Consider the following 25,048-nt stretch of genomic DNA (forward strand, 5'->3'; position numbering starts at 1 on the left):
CAGGCTCCAGATCCGGGAACATTCCGATGAAGCGGTTTTTCGCGTCGCTGTTTGGGCAGGTGGTCACCGCCCTCGTGCTTGGTGTGGTCGTCGGAGTGCTGTGGCCTGAGGTCGGGGTCGCGCTGAAGCCGCTCGGCGACCTGTTCATCAAGCTGATCAAGTTCGCGATCGCCCCGCTGGTGTTCGGCGTCGTGGTCAACGGCATCGTCGGCGCCGGCGACCTGAGGAAGGTGGGACGGGTCGGGCTGAAATCGCTGATCTACTTCGAAGCGGTGACGACGCTCGCGCTCGCGCTCGGCATCGTGCTGGCCTATGTGTTCCAGCCCGGGGCCGGCATGAATGTCGATACGGCGACGCTCGATGGTTCGGCGCTCGCCGGCTACAGCAGCCACGTCAAGGAAGTCACCGGCTTCACCGACTTCATCATGCGGCTGGTGCCGACCACCTTCGTCGACGCCTTCGCCAAGGGTGATGTGCTGCAGGTGCTGATCATCGCGATCCTGTTCGGCGCCGGCCTGTCGCTGCTCGGCGAGCGCGGCAAGCCGCTGGCCGACAGCATCGAGCGCATCACCGAAGTGCTGTTCAAGATCATCGGCATCATCGTCAAGCTGGCGCCGCTCGGCGTGCTCGGCGCGGTGTCGTTCACGGTCGCCAAATACGGCATCGGCTCGCTCAAGCAGCTCGGCCTGCTGGTCGGGCTGTTCTATGCCGGCGTCGCGCTGTTCGTATTCGTCATCCTCGGCGGCATCATGCGGCTCGCGGGCTTCAGCCTGTTCAAGCTGCTGGCCTACTTGCGCGAAGAACTGACGGTGGTGGCCGGCACCGCGTCCTCGGACAGCGTGCTGCCGCAGGTGATGCGCAAGCTGGAGCGGCTCGGCATCAAGGACTCCACCGTCGGGCTGGTGATCCCGACCGGTTATTCGTTCAATCTCGACGCGTTCTCGCTGTATCTGACGCTGGCGACGGTGTTCATCGCCCAGGCCACCAACACGCCGCTGTCGTTCGGCCATCTGCTGGTGATCCTCGGCATCGCGCTGCTGACCTCGAAAGGCGCCCACGGCGTCCCCGGCTCGGCAATCGTGGTGCTGGCCGCGACGCTGTCGGCGGTGCCGGATATCCCGCTGATCGGCCTGGTGCTGGTGCTGTCGGTCGACTGGTTCGTCGGCATCGCCCGTGCGCTCGGCAATCTGGTCGGCAACTGCGTGGCGACCGTGGTGATCGCCGCATGGGAAGGCGATATCGACCGCGCCCAAGCCAAGCGCGTGCTGAACGGCGAGGTCACCACCGACACTGCGGCGATCCTGGATGCGCCGGTCGCGGAAGCCTCCGCCTGACGGCGGGGCTTGCCGACAAGAAACCATGGGAGAGGCCCGATGGACGCCCCAACCTACAATCCGGTCTGCGGCGGCCTGCCGCCTCAGACCGCGCTGCATACCGGCCGCGCGGTGTTTACCGAGGCCTATGCGGTGATTCCCCACGGCGTGATGAGCGACATCGTTACCAGCCTGCTGCCGGGCTGGACCAAGACCCGGGTCTGGATTCTGGCACGGCCACTGTCCGGCTTCGCCGAGACCTTCGCGCAATATCTGGTGGAGGTCGCGTCCGGCGGCGGCAGCGAGCATCCGGAGCCGGATCCGCAAGGCGAAGGCGTCGTCTTCGTGGTCGGCGGCGCCCCGAGCCTCGAGCTTGGCGGCAACACCCATGCGCTGCGCCCCGGCAGCTACGCCTATCTGCCGCCCGGCTGCGGCTGGCGGCTGCATAACGCTGGCTCCGAGCCGGCGCGCTTCCACTGGATTCGCAAGGCCTATGAACCCGCCCCGGGTCTCGATGCGCCGGAGGCCTTCGTCACCCACGAGTCGGAGATCGAGCCCGCCGGGATGACCGGCACCGGCGGCACCTGGGCGACGACGCGGTTCGTTTCCCCAGAGGATCTGCGCCACGACATGCACGTCAACATCGTCACGTTGCAGGCCGGCGCCTCGATTCCGTTCGAGGAAACCCATGTGATGGAGCACGGGCTGTTCGTGCTCGAAGGAAAGGCGGTGTACCGGCTCAACCGCGACTGGGTCGAGGTCGAGGCCGGCGACTTCATGTGGCTGCGCGCGTTCTGTCCGCAGGCCTGCTACGCCGGCGGCCCCGGCCGCTTCCGCTATCTGCTGTACAAGGACGTCAACCGCCATCCGGCGCTCGGCCGCCGCGGGCTCGGACGATGACGGACGCCGCGCGAACAATCGTCGCGCAGCCGCTGACCGCGGCGGCGTTCGCGCCGTTCGGCCGGGTGATCGACACCGCAGAGGTCGCCTCGCGACCGATGAATGCCGGCATGGCACGGCGCTTCCACGATCTCGCCGAGATCGAGGTGATCGGCGAGGGCGCGCGCGTCGTGGTCGGCCTGGTCGAGGCGCAGCCTTACGCGGTGCCGCTGTGGCTCAACCTGGTCGAGCGCCATCCGCTCGGCGCCCAGGCGTTCGTGCCGCTGAATGCCGCGCCGTTTCTGGTGGTGGTCTGCCCGGATGAGGGCGGCAAGCCCGGCGCGCCGCAAGCCTTCGTCACCGCGCCGCATCAGGGCATCTGCTACGCCCGCAACACCTGGCACGGGGTGCTGACGCCGTTCGGCGCCGCGCAGGATTTCGTGGTGATCGATCGCGGCGGGCCCGGGGCGAATCTGGAAGAGCACGTGTTCGACGAACCGTGGATCGTGCATCTGCCGGTGAGCCGCTGACGACGCCGCATCCGGGAGCGACAGAGGTCCGCCACGCTCCGGCATGGCAGAAGGAGATGTCGCTTCCGTCCGATCTCGCCGAGCGCCAAGTGCTGCGCGCGGGCGCGCTACGGATCCAGTTCGGTGTCCCAGTACAAGTAATCGAGCCAGCTCTCGTGCAGATAGTTCGGCGGGAACAGCCGGCCGTTGCGGTGGAGCTGGTGCACCGTCGGGGCGAAGGCGGTCTGGCGCGGGAACATCCTGGCCTGCTCGGGCGTCAGATTGCCCTTACGCAGATTGCATGGCGAACAGGCCGCGACGACGTTCTCCCAGGTGGTCTGGCCACCCTTCGAGCGCGGGATGATGTGATCGAAGGTGAGGTCGTCCGCGGCGCCGCAATACTGGCAGACGAACCGATCACGCAGGAACACGTTGAACCGGGTGAACGCCGGATGCGTCGTCGGCTTGACGAAGGATTTCAGCGAGACGACGCTGGGGAGCTGGAAGTCGAGGTTCGGGCTGTGGACCGCGCGATCGTAATGCGCCACGATGTTGACGCGATCGAGAAACACCGCCTTGACCGCGTCCTGCCACGACCAAAGCGACAACGGATAGTAGCTGAGCGGCCGGAAATCCGCGTTGAGCACCAGCACCGGCCAACCGCCATGCGAGACATGCGCGTTCAAGAAACGCTCCTGACCCCCGTCGATCGACGCTGCGAAGCAGCATGCGGAACGCATACTACAGCCAGCGTGACGAGCTTGTGAAGGGCGATCCAGAAATGTCGGCGGTGCGGTGCGAGATTTCCGCCCAAACCAAGCGAGCCTGGGAGAAATCTGTGTTCCCAGGATCGGGCGCGGGAGGCGAATGTTCCATATTTACCGGCCGCGTTGACGGCGCCGCGGCTGACCAGCAGATTGTCCGCGACCATCCAACAACCGCCAATCCAAACGAGGAGGCGTCATGTCCAGCGCAGCAACCGCATCGATCAAATCCGCCGCAGAAGCGCCCGCCCACCGCCCCGGCCGGGGCCGGGTGTACGAGTCGATCGCCGACGCTTACGGCGATACGCCGCTGGTGCGTTTGAACCGGTTGCCGCAGCAGCACGGCGTCAACGCGACGATCTATGCCAAGCTGGAATACTTCAATCCGGCGGGCAGCGTGAAGGATCGGATCGGCGCGGCGATGATCGCGGCGCTGGAGCAGGAAGGGATCATCAAGCCCGACACCGTGCTGATCGAGCCGACCTCCGGCAACACCGGCATCGCGCTGGCGTTCGTGGCAGCCGCCAAGGGCTACCGGCTGAAGCTGGTGATGCCGGAATCGATGTCGGTCGAGCGTCGCAAGATGCTCGCCTTCCTCGGCGCCGAACTGGTGCTGACCGAAGCCGCCAAGGGCATGAAGGGCGCGGTCGCCAAGGCCGAGGAGCTGGTCGCGGCTACGCCGAATGCGGTGATGCCGCAGCAGTTCAAGAACCTCGCCAACCCGGCGGTGCACCGCCGCACCACCGCGGAGGAGATCTGGAACGACACCGACGGCGCGGTCGATATCTTCGTCGCCGGCGTCGGCACCGGCGGCACGGTCACCGGCGTCGGTCAGGTGCTGAAGCCGCGCAAGGCGTCGCTGCAGGTGGTGGCGGTCGAGCCGGAGGAAAGCCCGGTGCTGTCGGGCGGCCAGCCCGGCCCGCACAAGATCCAGGGCATCGGTGCCGGCTTCGTGCCGGACATCCTGGATCGCTCGGTGATCGACGAAGTCGTGAAGATCCCGAGCGCCACCGCGATCGAAACCTCGCGGGCGCTGGCGCGGCACGAGGGTATCCCGGGCGGCATCTCGTCGGGTGCGGCGATCGCCGCCGCGATCGAACTCGGCAAGCGTCCGGAAAACGCCGGCAAGACCATCGTGGTGATCGTGCCGTCGTTCTCGGAGCGCTATTTGTCGACGGTGCTGTTCGAAGGCGTCTGATCGAAAGAGTGTAGAAGCTGATGCCGGATGGCGGGGTATTCCCGCGATCCGGCTCAGCACGGAGTGACCTTAAGTCACCACCAGATCAGTGCCGGTGAGCCGGCGGTAGGCGTCGAGATAGCGCTTCGAGGTCGCCTCGACGATCTCGGCCGGCAGCTTCGGCGGCGGCGCTTCGCCGTTCCAGCGGCCGGCGCGGCGTTCGGCGTCGAGATAGTCGCGCAGCGGCTGCTTGTCGAATGACGGCTGCGACCGGCCCGGCTGATACACATCGGCCGCCCAGAACCGCGACGAATCCGGCGTCATCACCTCGTCGATCAGGATGATGCGGCCGTCCTTGTCGCGGCCGAATTCGAACTTCGTGTCGGCGATGATGATGCCCTGCTCGCGGGCGATCTCTTCGCCCTGGGTATAGACCGCGCGGGTCATGCTCTCGAGCGTGTAGGCGTCCTCGTCGCCGATGATTTCGCGCATCCGCGCGATCGTGATGTTCTCGTCGTGGCCGGTCTCGGCCTTGGTGGCCGGCGAGAAGATCGGCGGCACCAGCCGCTCGCTTTCCTGCAATCCTTCCGCAAGCTTTTCGCCCGCCAGCGTGCCGGAGGCGGCGTATTCCTTCCACGCCGAGCCGGTGATGTAGCCGCGGATCACGCATTCGATCGGAAATACGGTGGTGCGCTTGCACAGCATGGTGCGGCCGGCGAGCGCGGCGCGGTGACCCTGCAGGGTCGGCACTGCGTCGATGATCTCGTCGATGTCGGCGCTGATCATGTGATGCGGCACCACGCCGCCGAGCTGATCGAACCACCACGCACTCACCTGGGTCAGCACCGCGCCCTTCATCGGGATGGTCTCGCCCATCACCACGTCGAAGGCGCTGATCCGGTCGGTGGTGACGAGCAGCAGACGGTCGTCGTCGACCGCGTAGATGTCGCGGACCTTGCCGCGGCCGATCTTGGTCAGCGGCAGGTCGCTCGAGAGCATCGTGGTCATGGGCGGTGTTCCAGGCACAGGCGGACGCCGGCAAAGCCGGCGGCACAGGTCGATTTGAGCCCGCAGTCTATCATTCCGGCAGCGGAATGAACTCGCTCTCGTTCGGGACTGCGGAAAAACGACCGGTTTTCCAGTCCTGTTTGGCCTGCTCGATGCGCTCTTTGCTCGACGAGACGAAATTCCACCAGATGTGGCGCGGCCCCTCCAGCGCGTCGCCGCCGAGAAACATCATCCGAGTGTCCGTCTTCGCCCGGACAGTGATGCGGTCGCCGGGACGGAAAATCAGCAGGGTCGGCCCGACGTGACGCTCGCCGGCGATCTCGACCTCGCCGTCGACGACGTAGATCGCGCGCTCCTCGTGGTCGGGATCGAGCGGCACCGCGGTGCCGGCCTTGGCGTTGACCTCGACATAGAACCACGGCGACACCATCGTCACCGGCGAAGCTCTGCCGAACGCCGAGCCGGCGATCACCCGCGCGGTGAAGCCGGTGTCCTGGATCATCGGCAGCGTCGCGGCGGCGAAATGCTGGAAACTGGGCGAGATCTCTTCCGAGCCGGCCGGCAGCGCGATCCAGCTCTGCAGGCCGAGCATCGATTGGCCGTCCCGGCGTTCGACGTCGGGCGTGCGCTCGGAATGCGCGATGCCGCGGCCGGCGGTCATCAGGTTCATCGCGCCGGGCGCGATCTCCTGAATGTTACCCTCGCTGTCGCGGTGCATGATCCTGCCGTCGAACAGATAGGTGACGGTGGCCAGCCCGATATGCGGATGCGGCCGCACGTCCATGCCTTTGCCGGCGATGAACTGCATCGGCCCGAAATGATCGAAGAAGATGAACGGACCGACCATCTGCCGCTTGCCGTGCGGCAGCGCGCGGCGCACCGCGAAGCCATCGCCGAGATCGCGGGTCCGCGGCACGATGATCAGGTCCAGCGCATCGCAGGTGGTCGGATCGCCGAGCACCGGATCGTTCGAAGGCATCCAGCTCATCTGATCACTCCCGGGTTGTCATCGTCATTGCGAGGAACGCAGCGAAGCAACCCAGGAGCCTCGTGTACCCAGCTGGATGGCTTCGTCGCTTCGCTCCTCGCATTGACGCAGTGAGGCCAGTGTAAGATTCGGCAGGCATGCCGTCGTTTGTCACGCCGTCGGCGCGGTCAGCGCTGGGGTTCCAGCCTTGCCGTTGCTCTTGCGCGGCTCGCTGGTCACCGGCTTGGTTGGCACCAGCTTGCGCACCGCGGAAGCGGCGGCGATCTGGCCGCGTTCGAACAGCGCCTCGTGGTTGGCTTCGATGTCACCGAGCGCATAGAGATAGTTGACCATCAGCCCGTGCGACTGCCGTATGCCGTTGGGCGAGCGGTCGCCGAGGAAGTTGATCCGGTCGAGCCGCGCGCCGTTGCCGAGATGGAAGCGCGCTACCGCATCCAGCGGACGTCCGTTCTTGGACTTGGCCTGCAGAAAGTAAGCGGCGGCGAGCTGCAGCACGACCGGCTTCAGCCGGTCCGCGGTGTCGGCATCGTCGAACCAGTTCGGCAGGTCCAGCGCTTCGAGCGCGGTGCGCGCGGAGGCATCGAGCAGCGTCGAGTCGGGATTGTCGCGTTCATGCTTCAGCCATTTTGCGAAGCCCGGCACCGGCGACAGCGTCACGAAGGTCTGCACGTTCGGCAGCTCGCGCTTGATCTCTTCCACCACCTGCTTGATCAGGAAGTTGCCGAACGAAATGCCGGCCAGACCCTGCTGAGTGTTGGAGATCGAATAGAACACCGCGGTGGTGGCTTCCTCGGCGGCGATCGGCTCGCGCTCGAGGTCGAGCAGCGGCGCGATCGCGGCCGGGCTGTCCTCGGTGAGCGCGACCTCGACGAAGATCAACGGCTCGTCGACCAGGCGCGGGTGGAAGAAGCCATAGCAACGCCGGTCCGGCGGCGCCAGCCGAGCACGCAGATCGTCCCAGTCGTGGATGGTGTGAACCTGCTCGTAGCGAATGATCTTTTCCAGAATGTTCGCCGGTGTCGTCCAGTCGATCCGCTGCAGCACGAGGAATCCCCGATTGAACCACGACGTGAAAAGATGCACGAAATCGTCGTCGACATGGCGGAGCTGTGGATGCGAGGCGAGACGGGCGAGCACCGCCTCGCGCATCCTCACCAGCGCAGCGGTGCCGCCCGGCGCGTGGTTGAGCCGGCGAATCAGCTCCTGCCGGCGCGGCTCGGCGGCGCGCAGCAATTCGCCGGTCGCCTCGGTGGAGGCGTGGGCGCGAAACGCTTCGATCGCGGCATTGAGTTGGGCGAGGTCGGGACCGAACTGTTCGGCCAGCGCATCGAGAAACGCCAGCTTGTCGGCTTCGTCCGCTGCCTCGTAGCCGGCGAGCAGTGATGCCGCCAGCGCCACACCCGACGCTTCGCCGCGCCGGGACAGCAGCGTCTCGCCGAGCGCGATCAGTTGGTCCCCGGACATCGGCTGAGCGCTGGTCAGCCCGAACAGGCTGCGGCCGCGCTCGGCCAGGCTGTTGAACAGGCCGCCGAGAAATTCCGAAGCGCGGTCCACGGTGGCTGTCGGCATGAGCTTGATCCCCAGACGTTGCAGGTCCGTCGCCGCGCTTAGATGGGCGGTATTTTGGAACCATAGACGTTCCGGGCGACGCCTTCCAGACGCATGAGCGGACGGATTGTTTCGCCACGGCTTTGTGACCGGCCCGAGAGGGTTTTCGGGCTCGATGCGTGGATCGCTAGCCTGCTAGTTCGCCAGCACTTCAGCTGTGACATTTTCGATGTTGTGCAGCAGACAGATCAACCGGCCAGCGGCGTCCTGTACCGGTGTGTTGATCGACTGCCAGTAGCGCTCGACGAACACGCCGTCGGCGTTGCGGACGTCGTAGCGCTGCACGGCGAGCGCGTGCGGCTGGCCGGTTTCGACCACGGTGCGAAGCGAATTATAGACGTTGCTCACTCCATCCGCGGTTTCGAGCGCAGGATTGTCCGGAAAGACCTCGAACAGAGGCTTGCCGACGATGGTGTCGCGCGTGGTGAAGGTGGCGCGCGAATAGGCGTCGTTGATGTCGATGATCTTCAAGCCGGGACCGGCATCGATCAGCATGTAGGGATGATCGGACGTATCGAAGCTGGCGCGGATTTGCGCCAGCACCGAGTTGAGGTCGCCTGCCTTATTCCGACACGCCAGCGGCGACAGATCGGCGCCGGAGATCTGCGAATGCAGCAGAGCGAGTTCGCGCTTGGCGGACGACAGCAGGCCGAGCAGCGTCCGCCGCAGCTTCTCGTCCTCTGCCGTCTCGAGCAGTCTTTGGAAGTGAGCGATATTCTGTTCACAGACAAAGCGTTGCATCGACCGCTCTCCGTGGTGCGGGAATGCCGGCTCTTCTGCTACGCCAGATTGCGAGTATGTCAATACCGCCGAAAGTTCCCTAGCGACCCGATGCCGTTGCCTCGCTCACCTTGGCAAACCGCTCCAGCGTCAACACCGCATCGGCAAAGCTCTGCGCTCGGCCGTCCAGCACCGGACGGGCGAGTTGCAGAAATTTCTGTGTCATCGCCTGGTCGCTGGGGAACGAGTTGGGCTCGCCGGACGGATCGACGTAGATCCGCTCGTGCACGCCGTCCTCGGTGGTGATCGAAACGCGGGCGCCGAACGGATGGGTTTTGCCCTCCAGCCGATCGTCGCGCACCACGTCGAACTTGTCGGCGAGCGCATCGATCGCCGGGTCGCCGAGCCGGGTGTAATCGTCCCAGCCGAAGCTGCCCTGCTCCAGCGCCAGCGCGCCGGTGAAGAACATCGAGAACTGGCCGCCGACGATCGAGCGCGGATGCCGCTTGGTCGGCGCGTCGCCTGTCAGCGTGATGCCGTTCTTGTGCAGCCCGACTTCGACGCGCGTGATTTGCGCCGGAGTGAGATTGTGCTCGCGGCGCATGGCGATCAGCGCGTCGATTGCGGCGTGCGTGTAGCGGCAGCTCGGATACGGCTTCACGCCGATCTTCATGGTCTCGTAGACCTTGCCGAGGTCGGCCACCGCTTTGTCGTGATGCGGCGTGTCGGTGTAGCCGACCAACAGGCCATGGATGCCTTCGACCGACTCGGTCGAGCCGATGAATCCGTTCTTGGCCAGCGTCGCAGCGATGACGCCGTTCATCGCGGCGGCGCCGACCTGATAGCGCTTATTCCACGCACCGTTGACCAGGAATTGCAGCGAGCCTGCGGCCTGGCTGCCGGAGACGCCGAACGCCGCGACGATCTGGTCCTGCGACAGGCCGAACAGCTTGGCGGCGGCTGCTGCGGCGCCGTAGGTGCCGGCGGTTGCGGTGGGATGGAAGCCGCGCGCGTAGTGCGAGGTCGGATCGAGCGCGTTGCCGAGCCTGCAGCACACTTCATAGCCGGCGACGATCGCGGTCAGCACGTCCCGGCCCGAGGCGCCGACCAGTTCGCCGACCGCGAAGGCGGCCGGCACCACCGGTGCCGAGGGATGCAGCGACGAATCGGCGTGGGTGTCGTCGAAATCGAGCGAGTGGCCGAGCGCGCCGTTGAGCAGCGCCGCCACCGCCGGGGTCCAGCGCTTGTCGTCGCCGAACACCGTGGATTCGCCGGCAGCGTCGAGCGACAGCGCCTGCAGCATCTGCAGGATCGACGGCGTCGATTCGGCTTCGCGCCGGGCGCGGATCGCGCTGCCGAGGAAGTCGAGCGTCAGCAGCTTGGCGCGCGCCAGGACGTCCTGCGGAATGTCGGTGAATTGCAGCGCGGCGACGTAGCCTGCGAGCGTGGCGGTTTCGTTGGCCATTCGGGCTCCCTCTTTTGTGCGCCACGTTAGGCGGGTCGCGCATGTGGTTCAAGCCGTCCAGCCGCAGGCCCCATCCTCGTTTGGCCGCATTTGCGCGGCCTGCGACGCCGTGCTCTGTACCGTGCGTGATTCCGCGCCAGACGGTGCAACCGCAACGATTGCCGCCGCCGATGACAGCCAACAGGACACGTCTGCTCTCGCAATGGAAGCCGCGCCGGCCACAATGGGGGCTGGCGCTCCGGATCACTCTCGCCGCGCTGCTCGCGCTCGGTCTGGCGCAGAGCCTGCATTTGCATCTGCCGCTGTGGGCGGTGCTGACCGCGATCATCGTGACCCAGACCAGCGTCGGGCGGTCGCTGAAAACGGCGGGCGACTATTTCGTCGGGACCATCGGCGGCGCGGTCTATGGCGGCGCGATCACCATCTTCGTGCCGCATCACAGCGAGCTTGCGCTGCTCGGTGCGCTGGCGCTGGCGGTGGCGCCGCTGGCGCTGCTCGCCGCGATCAAGCCCAGCCTGAACGTCGCGACCGTCACGGCCATCATCGTGCTGCTGGTACCGACCATTACCAAGGTCGAACCTCTGGCTTCGGCGATCGATCGCGTCCTCGAGGTCGCCGTCGGCGCCGCGGTCGGGCTCGCGGTCTCGTTCGTTGTGCTGCCGTCGCGAGCGCAGGGGCAGGCTCTGGCCGCAGCGGCGCGTTCGCTGGACCTGATGGCCGACGCGCTCGGAGCGCTGCTCGCCGGGCTCACAAAAGGGCTCGACAACGATGCGCTGCACCGGCTGCAGGACGGCATTGGTGCTTCGCTGGTGACGCTGGCGGAAATCGGCGCCGAGGCGCAGCGCGAGCGCAATGCCGGCCTATCGCGCGGGCCCGACGCTGCGCCGTTGGTGCGCACCCTGCTGCGCCTGCGCCATGATCTGGTGATGGTCGGTCGCGCTGTCACCACGCCGTTGCCGCCGCCGTTGCAGGAACGGCTCGGCGCCGCGATCGACAACCTGCGGACGGCGGCGACTTCGCATCTGTTCGCCTGCGCCGAGGCGCTGCGAGGTCGGCATGCGCCGCCGCCGCTGGCGCCGATGGAACAGGCGCTGGCCGTCTATACGGCCGAAGTCGCGGCGGTGCGGCGAGACGGTTTGATCCGGGCGCTACCCGGTGATCAGGCCGAACGGTTCTTCGCGCTCGGCTTTGCGATGGAGCAGTTGCACCAGAACTTCCGCGACCTCGAAATGCGGGTCACCGAATGGGGCCAGCCCGGCAAGCCGGAAACCCGGACGGTGTAGCCGACGCCAGTTGCGCGGTCAGATCTTATAAACCATCACGAACACGGCAGCGACCAGCGGCACCGTGGCGATGATGCCCCAGATCAGCCAGGTCTTGGCGTCGCGCCAATATTGCGGCGGAATGTCACCGCCCTGGGCGAAGCTGCGGGCAAGGCGCGCCTGGCGGATCTGGAGCGGGATCAGGATGCCGAGCCACATCAGCCCGGAGATCACGAACAGGATCTGCCCCGATACCAGCCAGAACGAATCGAACAGCGGAATGTCCTTGACCAACGCCGCGCCGTAGCCGCCGATGATGATCAGCGCGATGCCGGCCAGCGTGAAGATGAAATCCGACACCGTGACACCGCGCTGCGCGTGCGCCACGATCTTCGGATCCCGCGTCATGTCGGAGAACGCCTTCCAGAAGGCGGTGATGGTGACGTTGCCGACCAGCACGACCACGCCGACGACGTGGAGAAACTTGAACACATCATACATCGGGTCTGTTCCGCGCCAGTGCCGTCGTGACCAGCACACCGCCGCGCCACCGCTCGATCGTCGGACTTGTGCTCATGGTTTTGTCGCGATTGTCAAATCGACCTTCGTCGCTGCGCCGCTCCAGGCGCTCGCATTGTTCCCAATCATGGATTTTCCGTCCGCCATCGACGATGCTGAGGGCGGCTCAGTGCCTTGCTGCAACACCGGCCGGAAAGGACGATTGCCATGGTCCGCAACAGAGTCCGCAATAGAATTCCGACGCATCTGATCAATCTGTCGATCGGCGCGAGTCTGATCGCGCTGTCCGGCATCGCGAGCGTGCCTGCAAGCGCTCAGAGCTGTCATGAGCTGTGGGTCGAGCGCAACGGCTACTACAAAGATGCCGGCCACTGCTTCAAGACGTCGCGTGCGATCTCCTATTTCGGCAATCGCGGCTGCGTCTACGAATTCGAGGGCGAGGTTCCGTTGCCGCGCGGCATCCGCGCCCGCATCAACCAGATCCGTGCGCTGGAGCGACGGTTCGGCTGCGATTGATGGTCCGGTCCCGGCCGGGGTGGTGAATTTCGCCGCGGTCCTGAAACTGCCTCAGGAACATTCAGATACCTTTGCTGTTGGCCTGCCGACGGCAGTGGCGACGTGGTTGCGAGGTGATCGCAGGTCGCGGCGACCGTCGAGCACTCTTTCAGGTATCCTCCCAGACTATGGCCCGCAGCCTGATGCTGCGGGTCTCTTTGTCTGGCCCGGCGGTCCAGATCTACCATATTGCAACGCAGCAATTATATCCGGGGGCAGGGCAGGGGCCCAGACCAGGAGCGACCGTGTCACTGAAACATCACATCGACTTCCTCGGGCAGCTCCGGAAAATGCAGTCCGTCAACGGCTTCGGCAGCGGCGAAGCAGCCACGGACAGCCGCCTGACCGAGACGACGGCGTTCGGCGTCAACCCGGGCGGCTTGCGCATGTTCTCCTTTGTGCCGGACGGACCCGCGCAGAAACTTCCGCTCGTGGTGGTGCTGCACGGCTGCACCCAGAACGCCGCCGGATACGAGGTCGGAGCCGGCTGGTGTACGCTGGCGCAGCGCTATGGCTTCGCGCTGCTGCTCCCCGAGCAGACCCGCGCCAATAATCCCAACACCTGCTTCAACTGGTTCGCGCCCGACGACATCCGCCGCGACAGCGGCGAAGTCGGCTCGATCCGGCAGATGGTGGAGCACATGGCGCGAACCCACAACATCGACCGCGCCCGGATCTTCGCCACCGGGCTGTCGGCCGGCGGTGCGATGACTGCGGCGCTGCTCGCGACCTATCCGGACGTCTTCGCCGGCGGTGCCGTGATCGCCGGCCTGCCCTATGGGGTCGCGCTCAACGTGAGGCAGGCGTTGAAAGAGATGCGACAGGCGTCGGCTCGCACCAATCGCCAGCTCGGAGACCTGGTCCGCGGTGCCACTCCGCATCGAGGCCCTTGGCCGAAGCTTGCGGTGTGGCACGGTGATGCCGATCGCACCGTCGATCCGGCCAATGCGGACGCCCTGGTTCGGCAATGGCTCGACCTGCATGGCCTGCCCGACGCGCCCACGGCCCAGAACAAGGTTGACGGCTATCCACGCAGGCTGTGGCGCAATCCAGGCGGTGAAACGGTGGTGGAATCCTACACCGTCACCGGCATGGCGCACGGCACGCCGCTCGGTGTCGGGGCCGGAGAGCAAAGCTACGGGATGGCCGGCGCGTATCTGCTCGATGTCGGTATCTCGTCGTCCTACCACATCGCTCAGTTCTTCGGCCTGACGGGGCGGATCCATCAATCGCGGCCTGCCGACAAGGCGGTTCGGCTCCGGCCCGCACCGACCGGCAGCCGCGATCCGGCAACCGAAGCTGCAGTCCGCGGCGGCGACCGCGACCGCTCTCCGGGTGCTCAGCATGCCGAGGCGTCGTCGACGCAGTCCGAAGGCAGGCGTGGTTTCGACGTGGGTGCAGTCATCACCCGGGCGCTGACCGCGGCGGGGCTAATGAAATAGTACCCTGCAAGTCCCAGCTCGGCTGCTGGCCGAAATATGAGCACGATCAGCGGGTGTTCGGTGCAGTGACGTACGGAACAGATCGCGATGTAGTGACTTGTCAGACCACCTTTCATCACTCGGGAGTCTGACCATGATCAATCGCTTCGCCGGAACTGCCATCGTCGTGCTCGCTCTCGCGGCACCTGCCGTCGCCAACGCCCAGGGGGTGCCGGGTGGGATCGAACGCGGCGCCCGCGAAGGTGAGCGCGCTGCGGGGCCGGTGGGCGCGGTGGTCGGCGGCACGATCGGGGGTGTGGTCGGCGGCGTCGCCGGCATTCTGGGCGTCGACGATCGCCCGCAATTCCGCCACTACGTGGTCGAGCAGCGGCACCCTTCGTACCGCTATCGCGACGAGGTTCGCGTCGGCGTCGTGCTGCCGTCCGACGGCGTGACCTATTACGAGGTGCCGGACCGCTTCGGCCGCGCCAGCGAGTATCGCTACACCATCGTCAACGATCGGACCGTGCTGGTCGATCCGCGCACCCGGAAGGTGGTGGAAATCATCGAGTAATCGAACGGTCGCGTTCGAACGGCGGGCCGCCCCAGCCACAGGGCGGCCCGTTCGCCGTTGCGTTCAGGACCGCGAGCGGTGCAGCGTTTCGGACGGTTTCTCGCCGAACATGTCGCGATAGTCCCGGGCAAAATGGCCCAAATTCGAGAAGCCGCAGGCCAGCGCGGCAGCCGTGACGGTGGTCGGCGTCTCCCCGTCCGACAGCAGATGATGGGCTTGCTGCAGCCGCACCCGCTTGGCAAAGGCCATCGGCGAGTAGCCGCGGCTGCGCTGAAACGCTTTGAAGATGCCGCGCGAACTGATCCCTGTCAGCGCCGCCAGCTTCTCGATCGTGATCGGCCGCATCCAATTGGCTTCGATGTATTCCTCGACCTGCCGGACGTGCTTCGGCGCCACGCCGTTGGCCTCGCGCTCGATCTGCCGGCTGTAGTTATGCCGGAAGGCGCTCAGGAACAGCAGGGTGATGGCCTCCTGGAGCTCGGCCAGCACCACCGCGGGCAGCGGACTGCAATTCAGTTGATTGGCCAAGAAACACAGCAGGCGTCGCAAATTCACGACCTGCGGCGCCTCGTTGTCCGCGGCCGGCTCGAATTCCAGCGCGGCTTTCGGCTTGCAGCCGAGCAGCGAGGCCAGCTTACGCTCGAGTGCGGCACTGTGGACGCGCAGCAGGCTGAACTGGTAGGTCGGTCCGTATTCGGTTCGTGCACTGCGGCGCGGCGAGATGATGCCGCACTGTCTGGCGTTGATCGAGGTGGTCGATCCGCCGCTGCGGGTGAGGAACTGGCCGGCCAGGGCGATCTGCAGCCGGGCGCACTCGGCCTCCGGGAATTCAACCGTGATTGCGCCGATGCCGACGCCGAAGCCGAGCGCGATGTCTTCGAGCTGGACGAAGTTGCTGCGAACCTCGAAGTCCGGGCCGACCGGAGCTTCCACCAGCCTGGCGCCGTACACGGACTGAAGCGCCTGCCGGAGCTCCTCGGGATCAGTGGTATCGAAAGCGCGGTAGCGGGAGAGCGGCTCGTTGAGAAGCTCGACAGTCATCACTGATAACGCCTCCGGTCCCACATTCCACGGCCGATCCTGGTAACAGAACGAGGGAACCGGATGTCACTCGTAGAATTCCCAGGTATTTGCGGAAAATTGGACTCGGCAGAACGCAAACGGTTCAAAGCAATGATCAGGACACCGTCGCGCGTCGGTAGCCGGCGTGCGCCGAGAGCCGCGCACGGTCTGTGGTCGCGGGTGGAGAGGGGAGGCGCGGCTAGGCTTGGCCGGTCAGGAACGGGTTGGTGAGCCGCTCCTGGCCGAAGCTGGAGCCGGGGCCGTGCCCGCAGATGAAGCCGACATCGTCGCCGAGCGGCAGCAGCTTCCGGGTGATCGAGTCGATCAGCGTGGCGTGGCTGCCACCGGGCAGGTCGGTCCGTCCGACCGAGCCGGCGAACAGCACGTCGCCGACCAGCGCGAACCGCATCGCCTCGCTGAAGAACACCACGCTGCCCGGCGAATGGCCCGGACAATGCAGGATCTGGAAGCTGAGTTCGCCGATACCAACGGTGTCGCCATCGTCGAGCCAGCGATCCGGGGTGACGTCGCGCACCCCGCCGATGCCGAAGCTGCGGCCGGAATTGACGACATTGTCGAGCAGGAACTGGTCGTCGCGATGCGGCCCGATGATCTCGACCTCGAGGGCGTCGCGCAGATCGGCGGCTCCGCCGACGTGATCGATATGACCGTGAGTCAGCCAGATCGCTTCGACGGCGACGTTGGTCTTCTCGATCGCGGCCAGGATCTCCGGCACGTCGCCGCCGGGATCGATCACCACCGCCTTGCGGGTGGTGTCGCACCACAGCAACGTGCAGTTCTGCTGGAACGGCGTGACGGGAATGATCGCGGCGCCGGCTTTCGCCTTGGTCTGGGTCTCGGTCATGGCGGGACAATGCCGCGTCGCCAGGGGTGAGTCAAAGCAAGGGTGAGTCAAAGAAAGGGCGAGTCGCAGACGGACTCACCCTGCGGTGCCGTGGCCGGAAGCTCAGGAACCGGGCCGGCGGTCCCGGCTAACGCTTCAACTGCGCTTTCAACGTCGCCTCGACCTCGCGGTCGAACGACGAGGCCGGCTTCGGCTGTCGGGCGCGTTGCGCGACCAGATAGGCGTCGCGCTGCTTGACCAGGGCCGCGAGCTTGTCGTTGAGCGCCTTGCGCGCGGTCATCTGCGCTTCCAGCTTGGTGGCGCGCTGTTCGGCCGGCAATGCGCGCAGCTCGGGCGGCAGGTCGTCGTCCTTGACCTGGTCGAGCTTCTGCCGGCCGGCCAGCACGTCGCTGACCAGATCGCCGCCGCCGGTCACCGCCTCGGACGTATTGCGGGCGCGCTTGTTGATGTAGCTCGCCATGTCGGATGCTGCGGCTGGCGCAGCCGCCGCGACCTTGGCGAGCTGCCCGGTCTTCTCCTCGGTGCGGCGCTGCAGCGGTGCCGGTCCGTACGGGATCACCGTGCCGTTGATCTGCTTCTGAAGGATGATGATGTCGTCGTCGTAGGGCGTTTCGATCACCACCACCTGTCCGCCGTCCTGCGGGATCGGGATATAGCGGCCGCGACCGCCGTCGGCGATCTCCTGCCACACCCGCGCGGTGTCGCGGGCACCACCGGCCTGTACGGCGTTGACCAGGATGTCCTTCTGCCGCGCCACCGCCAGGGTCTCGGAGTATTTGGTGTCCTGCGCATAATCCATGTGCGGCGGCGCGTCGCCGACCAGGAACACGATGCGGCGGCTGTCGCCGCCCTGCCGCCAATGCAGCTTGTTGATCGCGGTATCGAGCGCCTCGTTGACGCTCTCGGGCCAGTCGCCGCCGCCGCGCGCCTGCAGTTGCAGCAGCTGACCGTACAGATCCTGGATATCGGTGGTGAGGTCGACGCTGCGGACCACATAGTCGTCGCCGATGTCGCGATAGGCGACCAGGCCCATCCGGATCTCGGCGTCGGGGTTGTCGTCGGGAATCGCGGTCGCGATCGACCAGATCTTGCGCTTGGCGCCCTCGATCAGGCCGCTCATCGATCCGGTGGTGTCGAGCACGAAGGCGACGTCGACGGTCGGCCGCGCCTGCGCGGCCGAGGCGAGCGGCAGCGGCAGCGCCAGCGCGGCGACAGCCAGCGCGGTTGTGATGGTGATACGTTTCATCGTGATGATCTCCTGCGCCCCGCCAAGCCCACGCTCAATGCTCCGCCTTGCGGCACCCGACAAAGGTGCAGCCGCAACGGTTCTGCGGCCGAGTTCGGAACCACGTGACCGCTTGGGCCCCTGCTCCGAGTTCGGCTAGACTTGGACGCGATGGAATCGAATGCCGTTCAAATGATTCTGCCGCGGGACTTGCGGCAATCCGAAACCGCGCTGAACGTCGCGCGCGGAACGCAGCGCTTGCTGCGATCGCTCGGCTTCGCCTGTGTCGGCGAACTGCCGCTGCCGTCCGGCCGACGCGCCGATCTGGTGGCGCTGAACGAGCGCGGCGAGATCTGGATCGTGGAGATCAAGTCCTCGGTCGAGGATCTGCGGGCCGACCACAAATGGCCGGAGTATCGCGCGCATTGTGACCGGCTGTTCTTCGCCTTCACCCAGGACCTGCCGTGCGAGATCTTCCCGGGCGACACCGGACTGATCGTCGCGGACGGCTACGGCGCCCACCTGCAGTGCGAGGCGCCGGAGCACAGACTGCCGGCCGCGACCCGCAAGGTGATGATGCTGCGCTTCGCGCTCGCCGCCGCGCAGCGTCTCGGCCGGCTCAGCGACCCGCAGGGGTTTGCGGAGGGGGCGTAGCCTTGAGTGCCGTCATTCCGGGGCGCCGCGCAGCGGTGAACCCGGACTCTCGACGGATTTTCGCGTGTCAGATTCCGGGATCGTGAACTTCGTTCGCGCCGGATGACTAGGCTGATAGTCAGAAGAGAGCTGTGCTTACCGCGGCGCGCGCTTGGCGAGGATGCGCTGCAGGGTGCGGCGGTGCATGTTGAGGCGGCGCGCCGTCTCGGAGACGTTGCGGTTGCACATCTCGTAGATCCGCTGGATATGCTCCCAGCGAACGCGATCGGCCGACATCGGATTCGGCGGCGGCTCGGATTTTTCGGTGTCGGTGGAGAGCAGCGCAGCGACCACGTCGTCGGCGTCCGCCGGCTTCGACAGATAGTCCACCGCGCCCATCTTCACCGCGGTCACTGCGGTGGCGATGTTACCGTAGCCGGTCAGCACGATCGCGCGGGCATCGGGGCGCTCGCGCTTCAGCGCCGAGACCACGTCCAGCCCATTGCCGTCGCCGAGCCGCAAATCGACCACCGCGAACGCCGGTGCCGACCGGCCGATCTGGGCAAGGCCGCTGGAGACACTGTCGCAGGCCGTGACGGCGAAGCCGCGTGTTTCCATCGCCCGTGCCAGCCGATCAAGGAACGGCTTGTCGTCCTCGACGATCAGCAGCGATCGGTCGGTGTAATCGTTCAGTTCGGGAATGGCGTTCACTAGCGTGGCTCCTCGGCGAGTCCTCAAAATATGGTGACGCGGAGCCGCCCTGCCAAGGCCCGGAACCTGCGACCGGAGCGCGCGCCCTAGGCTAAGCGTCTGCGCTCTCAGTATTTTCGACCATCTCGAAACGGGCCTTCGGCCAGCTCAGTTGCACGATCGCGCCATGATCGGGGAAGGTTTTGTTGCGAAATTCAACCTTGGCCCCGGTTCGCTCCAGCAGCGTGCGGGCGATGAACACGCCGAGACCGAGCCCCGAACGCTCGCGGTTGGGGTCGTCCGAACTGCGGCGGCGCGACAGATAGGGTTCGCCGATCCGGCGCAGGACGTCGGGCTTGATCCCCGGGCCGTCGTCGGAAATCACGATCTGCACGGTGTCGGCATTCCACCAGGCATTGACCTCGACGGAGGTGCGGGCAAAGTCGACGGCGTTCTCCAGAATGTTGCCGATACCGTACAGGATCGCCGGGTTGCGCATCACCACGGGTTCGGTCTCGCCCGCCTGCGCCAGCCGGATCTTGATCGCGATGCCGAAGTCGCGGTGCGGCGCCACCGCCTCCTCGATCAGCGTCGACAGCGGCATCCGGTCGAACGGCGCTCCGGCCGACGACAACTGCGCGATCTTGCCGAGGATCTCGCGGCAGCGCTTCGCCTGCTCGCGCAGCGTCCGCAGATCCGCGGCCATCTCCGGCGGCGCGCTCTTTTCCAGTTCGCGCGAAATCAGGAAGATCGTCGACAGTGGAGTGCCGAGCTCGTGCGCCGCGGCGGCGGCCAGGCCGTCGAGCTGGGTCAGATGCTGCTCGCGCTCCAGCACCAGTTCGGCGGCGGACAGCGCGTCGGCGAGCTTGCGGGCCTCTTCGGTGACCTGGAACGTGTACAGGCTGGTGACGCCGATCGCGAGCAGGATCGAAAGCCAGACGCCGACCAGATAGATCTGCGGCAGCGCCACCGGTTCGTCGCCCGCCCAGGGCAGCGGCAAGTGGCTGTAGCCGAGAAAAGCGGCGCAGCCGGCAGCGAAGATGCCGAGCGAGATCGTCATCCGGGTCGGCAGCGCCGTGGCGCTGATCAGCACCGGGCCGAGGAACAGGAATGCGAACGGATTCTGCAGGCCGCCGGTGAAATACAGCAGCCCCGCCAGTTCGGAGATGTTGAGGGCGAGCAGCAGCGCCGCATAGATCGGCTCCATCCGCTGCATCGGATTGAAGGCGATCTGCAGTGCGAGGTTGACCAGTCCCGAGATCGCGATGATCACGATGCACGGCATCACCGCGAAGTCGAATTCCAGCCCTTCCGAGACCACGAAGATCGCCGCGAGCTGGCCGAGCGCCGCCAGCCAGCGCAGCCGCAGGATGGTGTCGAGGCGGACGTGACGGCGGGGATGGCGGAAATCGGCTGAGATCAGATCATCGGACATACGCCGGACAGTAGCCTTGGGCGTTGAGGACCACAATTGAAGTCGGCGCGGCGGATCGCCCGGCCGGCGGCTTGCGCTTGGGCCTCACAATCGTCAAACAGGCGGCGTCATGGCAATCGACAGTCACAACCAGCCGCAGACGGCGGCATTGCGAGCGGCGGCTGCCGCGGCGATCGAGGTCGCGCATCTATCCAAGGTCTACAAGACCGCCCGCGCGGTCGACGGCATCTCCTTTACGGTGCCTCGCGGTAGCGTCACCGGATTGCTCGGCGGCAACGGCGCCGGTAAGACCACCACGATCGCGATGATCATGGGACTGGTGCTGCCGAGCGCAGGCCGGATCCGGGTGCTCGGCTGCGGGATGCCGGAGCAGCGTGCCGATGTGCTCGGCCGGATCAATTTCGAAAGTCCCTATGTCGACATGCCGTCGCGGCTGACGGTCCGGCAGAACCTCACGGTGTTCGGCAAGCTGTATGCGGTGCCGGATCTGGCCGGCCGAATCGCCGAACTCGCGGCCGATCTCGACCTGACCGAGTTTCTCGACCGCGCCTCCGGCAAACTGTCGGCCGGGCAGAAGACCCGCGTGGCGCTGGCCAAGGCGCTGATCAACCGGCCCGAGCTGTTGCTGCTCGACGAGCCGACTGCGTCGCTCGACCCCGACACCGCCGACTGGATCAGGTCGCATCTGGAAAGCTATCGCAAACAACGCGGCGCCAGCATCCTGCTCGCCTCGCACAACATGCTCGAGGTCGAGCGAATGTGCGACCGGGTCGTGATCATGAAGCGCGGCCGGATCGAGGACGACGACACCCCGTCCGCCATCATGGCACGCTACAACCGTGCGACGCTGGAGGACGTATTCCTCGACGTCGCCCGTGGTCGGGCACGGGACGCTGAATCATGAGAAGTCTGATCGCAAGCCTCGAACTCGGTCACGGCCTTGCCTGGCACCGGATCAGCGCGATGGTGATGCGCTACTGGTACCTGCTGTTGTCGTCGTGGCCGCGGCTGTTCGAGCTGGTGTACTGGCCGGTGCTGCAGGTGATCACCTGGGGCTTCCTGCAGAGCTACGTGGCGCAGAACGCCGGCTTCTTCGCCCGCGCCGGCGGCACGCTGATCGGCGCGGTGATCCTGTGGGACATCCTGTTTCGCGGCCAGCTCGGGTTCTCGATCTCGTTCCTGGAAGAGATGTGGGCGCGCAATCTCGGCAACCTGATGATGAGCCCGCTGAAGCCGATCGAGTTCCTGATCGCGCTGATGATCATGAGCCTGATCCGGCTCGCGATCGGCGTGGTGCCGATGGTGCTGCTGGCGATGGTGGTGTTCGACTTCAACCTGTTCGGGTTCGGACTGCCGCTCGGCGCGTTCTTCTGTAACCTGATCTTCACCTCGTGGGCACTGGGCATCTTCGTTTCCGGCCTGGTGCTTCGCCACGGACTCGGCGCCGAGAGCATCGTCTGGAGCCTGATGTTCGGGGTGATGCCGCTCGCCTGTGTCTACTATCCGGTTTCTGTGCTGCCGGATTGGCTGCAGGTCGTCGCCTGGACGCTGCCGCCGACCTACGTGTTCGAGGGGATGCGCGCGCTGCTGATCGATCATCAGTTCCGAGGCGATCTGATGGTGTGGGCGCTCGGCATCAACGTGGTGCTGTTCGTGGGCGCGTTCGTCAGCTTCCTGGCGATGCTGAACAGCGCTCGGCGCCACGGGTCGCTGATCCAGAGCGGCGAGTAGGCCATTTCCCGGACACGCCTGTGGACTGTCCGTGCTTACATTTTGCGCGGCAAAGCGCATATTTCGATCTTGTGATTGACGCGCCACTACCCAGCCGCCAGTATGTTGCGCCGCACAGGGTACGAGGGACACAACGCGATGCCGGTCGTTATTGGTGAATTTGGTCGACCGCCGGAGATGCCTGCGGAAGTCAGTCCGGCGCTAACCACGCCGATGTACTGGTTCTACGAGATGGCTCACGCCTCGCTGAATCCGGCGCGGGCGATGTCGGATGCGACCAAGCTGGCGTTCAAGAACCCGCTCAACCCGTGGAGCCACACCGAGATCGGCAAGTCGATCGCGGCCGCCTGCGAAGTGTTCGAGCGTACCACCCGCCGCTACGGCAAGCCGGAGTGGGGCCTCGACGACACCGACGTCAACGGCATGCGGGTTCCGGTCGAGATCCACAATGTGTGGGAAAAGCCGTTCTGCCGGCTACTGTATTTCGAGCGCAAGCTGGAGCGGCCGCTGCGCCATCCGCAGCCGCGGCTGCTGATCGTGGCGCCGATGTCGGGCCATTACGCGACGCTGCTGCGCGGCACGGTCGAAGCTTTCCTGCCGACCCACGAGGTCTATATCACCGACTGGTCCGATGCCCGGATGGTGCCGGTCGCGGCCGGCCGGTTCGACCTCGACGACTATGTCGACTACGTCATCGAAATGCTGCAGACGCTGGGCGGCAACGTCCATGTCATGGCGGTGTGTCAGCCGTCGGTGCCGGTGCTGACCGCGGTGTCGGTGATGGAAGCCAACGGCGATCCGTTCGTGCCGCTGTCGATGACGCTGATGGGCGGCCCGATCGACACCCGCCGCAACCCGACCGCGGTCAACAATCTCGCGGCCGAGAAGGGCATCGACTGGTTCCGCAACCACGTCATCACCAAGGTGCCGTTCCCGCATCCCGGCTTCATGCGCGACGTCTATCCCGGGTTCCTGCAGCTCAACGGCTTCATCAGCATGAACCTCGACCGCCACGTCGACGCCCACAAGAACCTGTTCAACCATCTGGTCCAGGGCGACGGCGATCTCGCCGACAAGCATCGCGAGTTCTACGACGAGTATCTGGCGGTGATGGACCTGACGGCGGAGTTCTATCTGCAGACCGTCGACCTGGTGTTCGTCAAGCATGCGCTGCCGAAGGGCGAGATGACTCACCGCGGCAAGCTGGTCGAACCGTCGAAGATCACCCGCGTGGCGCTGATGACGGTAGAGGGCGAGAACGATGACATCTCCGGTCTCGGTCAGACCGAAGCGACGCACGATCTGTGCACGTCGATCCCGGACAATCGTCGCGTTCACTACGTGCAGAAGGGCGTCGGTCATTACGGCGTGTTCAACGGCTCGCGTTTCCGCTCGGAAATCGTGCCGCGGATCTGTGATTTCCACGCGTCGTCGGCCAGCGATGTGCCGGCGCGCGCGGCGGAGTGATTAGTACGCGTCGTCGATCGGCGTCTGCTGTGGACGATGCGTTGATCGGGATGAGTTTGCACTGATGAATCAAGTGCAAGCCGGCTGAGCAGTGGTGGATGCGGCCTGGGGGAATCCAGATTCACGGGTTCCGCAAGTAGTGAGGAGTGAGTCACCTCTCAGGGCATCATTTTGAATCAAAATTCGGCTAAATTTCAGGTTCCCGACCCCATCACTTAGGGGTGCGACATCGGCCTCGCCCTGTATATTGGGCAAATGATTTGTTTTTGCGCCGAGCGCTTCCCATGGCGGCGGTTATGGCAGATTCCAGGGGACCTTCTGTTTCCTGGACCTGCAGACATGGCCCGCGCACTTCTCTATCGGCGCCCGACGGAGCCGTCGACCATCCCCGTTCGGCACGGCTCGCAGTACTTCGCCGTCCGTATTCGCCGCCACCGTCGCGCGCGACGTTACACCTTGCGGATTCATCCGAGCGATCGCGAGGCGATCCTGACGATGCCGCCCCGTGGCACGCTGGCCGACGCCAAGGAATTCGCCCAGCGCCACGGCGCGTGGATCGCCGCGCGTCTCGGCCGGCTGCCGAAGGCCGCGCCGTTCCTGCCCGGCACATTGGTGCCGCTGCGCGGCCAGGACCATAAGATCGTGCACCGCGCCGGCCGCGGCACGGTGTGGACCGAGGTGCGCGAATCCGGCGAGAAGATCCTGTGCGTCGCCGGCGAGGCCGAGCACATCGAGCGCCGGGTGATGGATTTCCTCAAGCGCGAGGCGCGCCGCGACCTGCAGAAGGCCTGCGACCGCTATGCGCCCGAGCTCGGCGTCAAGGTCACCCGGCTGTCGATCCGAGACCAGTCGAGCCGCTGGGGGTCGTGCACCTCGGCCGGCTCGCTGTCGTTCTCATGGCGGCTGATCCTGGCGCCGCCCTACGTGCTGGACTATCTGGCCGCCCACGAGGTCGCGCATCTCGTCGAGATGAACCACTCGGCGCGGTTCTGGCGCGTGGTCGGCAAGGTCTGCCCGCAGATGGAGCGTGCCAAGACCTGGCTCGACTCCTGCGGCAACGACCTGCACCGCTACGGCATCTCGGACTAACCGGTCGGCGCGGCTGTTGGCGTAGTCGTCATCGCCCGCGCAGGCGGGCGACCCAGTTTCGCAGAGCGCTCATTGCGGCGCACGAGCGA

25 protein-coding genes are annotated in these 25,048 nt (G+C 65.9%); 13 read left to right on the forward strand and 12 right to left on the reverse strand.

What is annotated here, in order from left to right; all coding sequences use genetic code 11:
* The first annotated feature begins 26 nt into the window (after positions 1–26).
* From DWA33_RS04225 to DWA33_RS04235, 3 genes are read left to right on the forward strand one after another with little or no spacing between them, the layout of a single operon-like run.
* Complete coding sequence (locus DWA33_RS04225) at positions 27–1,334, forward strand: dicarboxylate/amino acid:cation symporter (RefSeq protein ID WP_114356854.1); 1,308 nt, start codon at positions 27–29, stop codon at positions 1,332–1,334.
* Positions 1,335–1,373: 39 nt separating this feature from the next.
* A complete protein-coding gene (locus DWA33_RS04230) occupies positions 1,374–2,213 on the forward strand; it encodes a bifunctional allantoicase/(S)-ureidoglycine aminohydrolase (RefSeq protein ID WP_114356855.1) in 840 nt (279 codons plus the stop codon).
* Positions 2,210–2,722: an ureidoglycolate lyase gene (locus DWA33_RS04235; protein ID WP_114356856.1), complete on the forward strand. Its 513-nt coding sequence runs from the start codon at positions 2,210–2,212 to the stop codon at positions 2,720–2,722. Before DWA33_RS04230 ends, DWA33_RS04235 begins: the two co-directional genes overlap by 4 nt.
* A 107-nt stretch (positions 2,723–2,829) precedes the next feature.
* Here DWA33_RS04235 and DWA33_RS04240 read toward each other — a convergent pair whose 3' ends face one another.
* The gene (locus tag DWA33_RS04240) at positions 2,830–3,387 is read right to left on the reverse strand and encodes an HNH endonuclease (RefSeq protein WP_114357056.1); all 558 of its coding nucleotides are present in this window, start codon (positions 3,385–3,387) and stop codon (positions 2,830–2,832) included.
* Between the two features lie 277 nt (positions 3,388–3,664).
* Between DWA33_RS04240 and cysK the strand changes: the two genes are divergently transcribed.
* Entirely contained in the window at positions 3,665–4,663 is a 999-nt protein-coding gene (gene cysK, locus DWA33_RS04245; protein WP_114356857.1) for a cysteine synthase A, read from the forward strand.
* A 69-nt stretch (positions 4,664–4,732) separates the two neighbouring features.
* Here the strand turns inward: cysK and DWA33_RS04250 are convergent, their stop codons facing one another.
* The 5 genes from DWA33_RS04250 to DWA33_RS04270 all read right to left on the reverse strand — a co-directional run bounded on the left by DWA33_RS04250 (position 4,733) and on the right by DWA33_RS04270 (position 10,431).
* Entirely contained in the window at positions 4,733–5,650 is a 918-nt protein-coding gene (locus DWA33_RS04250) for a phosphoribosylaminoimidazolesuccinocarboxamide synthase (protein WP_114356858.1), read from the reverse strand.
* A 70-nt stretch (positions 5,651–5,720) separates the two neighbouring features.
* A complete protein-coding gene (locus tag DWA33_RS04255) occupies positions 5,721–6,638 on the reverse strand; it encodes a pirin family protein (protein ID WP_114356859.1) in 918 nt (305 codons plus the stop codon).
* A 150-nt stretch (positions 6,639–6,788) separates the two neighbouring features.
* Entirely contained in the window at positions 6,789–8,207 is a 1,419-nt protein-coding gene (locus tag DWA33_RS04260; protein ID WP_114356860.1) for a malonyl-CoA decarboxylase, read from the reverse strand.
* Positions 8,208–8,381: 174 nt separating this feature from the next.
* The gene (locus tag DWA33_RS04265; RefSeq protein WP_114356861.1) at positions 8,382–8,987 is read right to left on the reverse strand and encodes a PAS domain-containing protein; all 606 of its coding nucleotides are present in this window, start codon (positions 8,985–8,987) and stop codon (positions 8,382–8,384) included.
* A gap of 79 nt (positions 8,988–9,066) precedes the next feature.
* Entirely contained in the window at positions 9,067–10,431 is a 1,365-nt protein-coding gene (locus DWA33_RS04270; RefSeq protein ID WP_114356862.1) for an MmgE/PrpD family protein, read from the reverse strand.
* 170 nt (positions 10,432–10,601) lie between these two features.
* On the opposite strand from DWA33_RS04270, the gene DWA33_RS04275 reads away from it, so the two are divergent.
* Positions 10,602–11,714 (forward strand): FUSC family protein, encoded by a 1,113-nt coding sequence (locus DWA33_RS04275; protein WP_114356863.1) that lies wholly within the window; start codon positions 10,602–10,604, stop codon positions 11,712–11,714.
* Between the two features lie 18 nt (positions 11,715–11,732).
* Here DWA33_RS04275 and DWA33_RS04280 read toward each other — a convergent pair whose 3' ends face one another.
* Positions 11,733–12,194 carry a DUF2269 family protein gene (locus DWA33_RS04280; RefSeq protein WP_114356864.1) on the reverse strand — a complete coding sequence of 154 codons (462 nt, stop codon included), beginning with the start codon at positions 12,192–12,194 and terminating at the stop codon, positions 11,733–11,735.
* 225 nt (positions 12,195–12,419) lie between these two features.
* On the opposite strand from DWA33_RS04280, the gene DWA33_RS04285 reads away from it, so the two are divergent.
* From DWA33_RS04285 to DWA33_RS04295, 3 genes are all read left to right on the forward strand, one after another.
* Positions 12,420–12,728 (forward strand): YARHG domain-containing protein, encoded by a 309-nt coding sequence (locus DWA33_RS04285; protein WP_114356865.1) that lies wholly within the window; start codon positions 12,420–12,422, stop codon positions 12,726–12,728.
* Between the two features lie 284 nt (positions 12,729–13,012).
* Positions 13,013–14,209 carry an extracellular catalytic domain type 1 short-chain-length polyhydroxyalkanoate depolymerase gene (locus tag DWA33_RS04290; RefSeq protein WP_114356866.1) on the forward strand — a complete coding sequence of 399 codons (1,197 nt, stop codon included), beginning with the start codon at positions 13,013–13,015 and terminating at the stop codon, positions 14,207–14,209.
* A gap of 133 nt (positions 14,210–14,342) precedes the next feature.
* Complete coding sequence (locus DWA33_RS04295; RefSeq protein WP_114356867.1) at positions 14,343–14,762, forward strand: DUF1236 domain-containing protein; 420 nt, start codon at positions 14,343–14,345, stop codon at positions 14,760–14,762.
* Between the two features lie 63 nt (positions 14,763–14,825).
* Here the strand turns inward: DWA33_RS04295 and DWA33_RS04300 are convergent, their stop codons facing one another.
* From DWA33_RS04300 to DWA33_RS04310, 3 genes are all read right to left on the reverse strand, one after another.
* Positions 14,826–15,803 carry an AraC family transcriptional regulator gene (locus DWA33_RS04300; protein ID WP_114356868.1) on the reverse strand — a complete coding sequence of 326 codons (978 nt, stop codon included), beginning with the start codon at positions 15,801–15,803 and terminating at the stop codon, positions 14,826–14,828.
* Between the two features lie 220 nt (positions 15,804–16,023).
* A complete protein-coding gene (locus DWA33_RS04305; protein WP_114356869.1) occupies positions 16,024–16,689 on the reverse strand; it encodes an MBL fold metallo-hydrolase in 666 nt (221 codons plus the stop codon).
* 127 nt (positions 16,690–16,816) lie between these two features.
* Positions 16,817–17,935 carry a vWA domain-containing protein gene (locus DWA33_RS04310; RefSeq protein WP_114356870.1) on the reverse strand — a complete coding sequence of 373 codons (1,119 nt, stop codon included), beginning with the start codon at positions 17,933–17,935 and terminating at the stop codon, positions 16,817–16,819.
* Positions 17,936–18,085: 150 nt separating this feature from the next.
* Between DWA33_RS04310 and DWA33_RS04315 the strand changes: the two genes are divergently transcribed.
* The gene (locus DWA33_RS04315; protein WP_114356871.1) at positions 18,086–18,568 is read left to right on the forward strand and encodes an MmcB family DNA repair protein; all 483 of its coding nucleotides are present in this window, start codon (positions 18,086–18,088) and stop codon (positions 18,566–18,568) included.
* Between the two features lie 135 nt (positions 18,569–18,703).
* Here the strand turns inward: DWA33_RS04315 and DWA33_RS04320 are convergent, their stop codons facing one another.
* Both DWA33_RS04320 and DWA33_RS04325 read right to left on the reverse strand, forming a co-directional pair.
* The gene (locus tag DWA33_RS04320; protein ID WP_114356872.1) at positions 18,704–19,258 is read right to left on the reverse strand and encodes an ActR/PrrA/RegA family redox response regulator transcription factor; all 555 of its coding nucleotides are present in this window, start codon (positions 19,256–19,258) and stop codon (positions 18,704–18,706) included.
* Positions 19,259–19,349: 91 nt separating this feature from the next.
* Positions 19,350–20,672, reverse strand: a complete 1,323-nt coding sequence (locus tag DWA33_RS04325) for an ActS/PrrB/RegB family redox-sensitive histidine kinase (protein WP_114356873.1) — start codon at positions 20,670–20,672, stop codon at positions 19,350–19,352.
* A gap of 109 nt (positions 20,673–20,781) precedes the next feature.
* Between DWA33_RS04325 and DWA33_RS04330 the strand changes: the two genes are divergently transcribed.
* The 4 genes from DWA33_RS04330 to DWA33_RS04345 all read left to right on the forward strand — a co-directional run bounded on the left by DWA33_RS04330 (position 20,782) and on the right by DWA33_RS04345 (position 24,959).
* Complete coding sequence (locus DWA33_RS04330) at positions 20,782–21,576, forward strand: ABC transporter ATP-binding protein (protein WP_114356874.1); 795 nt, start codon at positions 20,782–20,784, stop codon at positions 21,574–21,576.
* Positions 21,573–22,403, forward strand: a complete 831-nt coding sequence (locus DWA33_RS04335) for an ABC transporter permease (protein WP_114356875.1) — start codon at positions 21,573–21,575, stop codon at positions 22,401–22,403. The genes DWA33_RS04330 and DWA33_RS04335 overlap by 4 nt, the downstream gene beginning before the upstream one ends.
* A 138-nt stretch (positions 22,404–22,541) precedes the next feature.
* A complete protein-coding gene (locus DWA33_RS04340) occupies positions 22,542–23,870 on the forward strand; it encodes a polyhydroxyalkanoate depolymerase (protein ID WP_114356876.1) in 1,329 nt (442 codons plus the stop codon).
* A gap of 255 nt (positions 23,871–24,125) precedes the next feature.
* Positions 24,126–24,959, forward strand: a complete 834-nt coding sequence (locus tag DWA33_RS04345) for a M48 family metallopeptidase (protein ID WP_114356877.1) — start codon at positions 24,126–24,128, stop codon at positions 24,957–24,959.
* The last annotated feature ends 89 nt before the right edge of the window (positions 24,960–25,048 follow it).

Source organism: Rhodopseudomonas pentothenatexigens (genome assembly GCF_900218015.1).
Taxonomy (GTDB): Bacteria; Pseudomonadota; Alphaproteobacteria; order Rhizobiales; family Xanthobacteraceae; genus Rhodopseudomonas; species Rhodopseudomonas pentothenatexigens.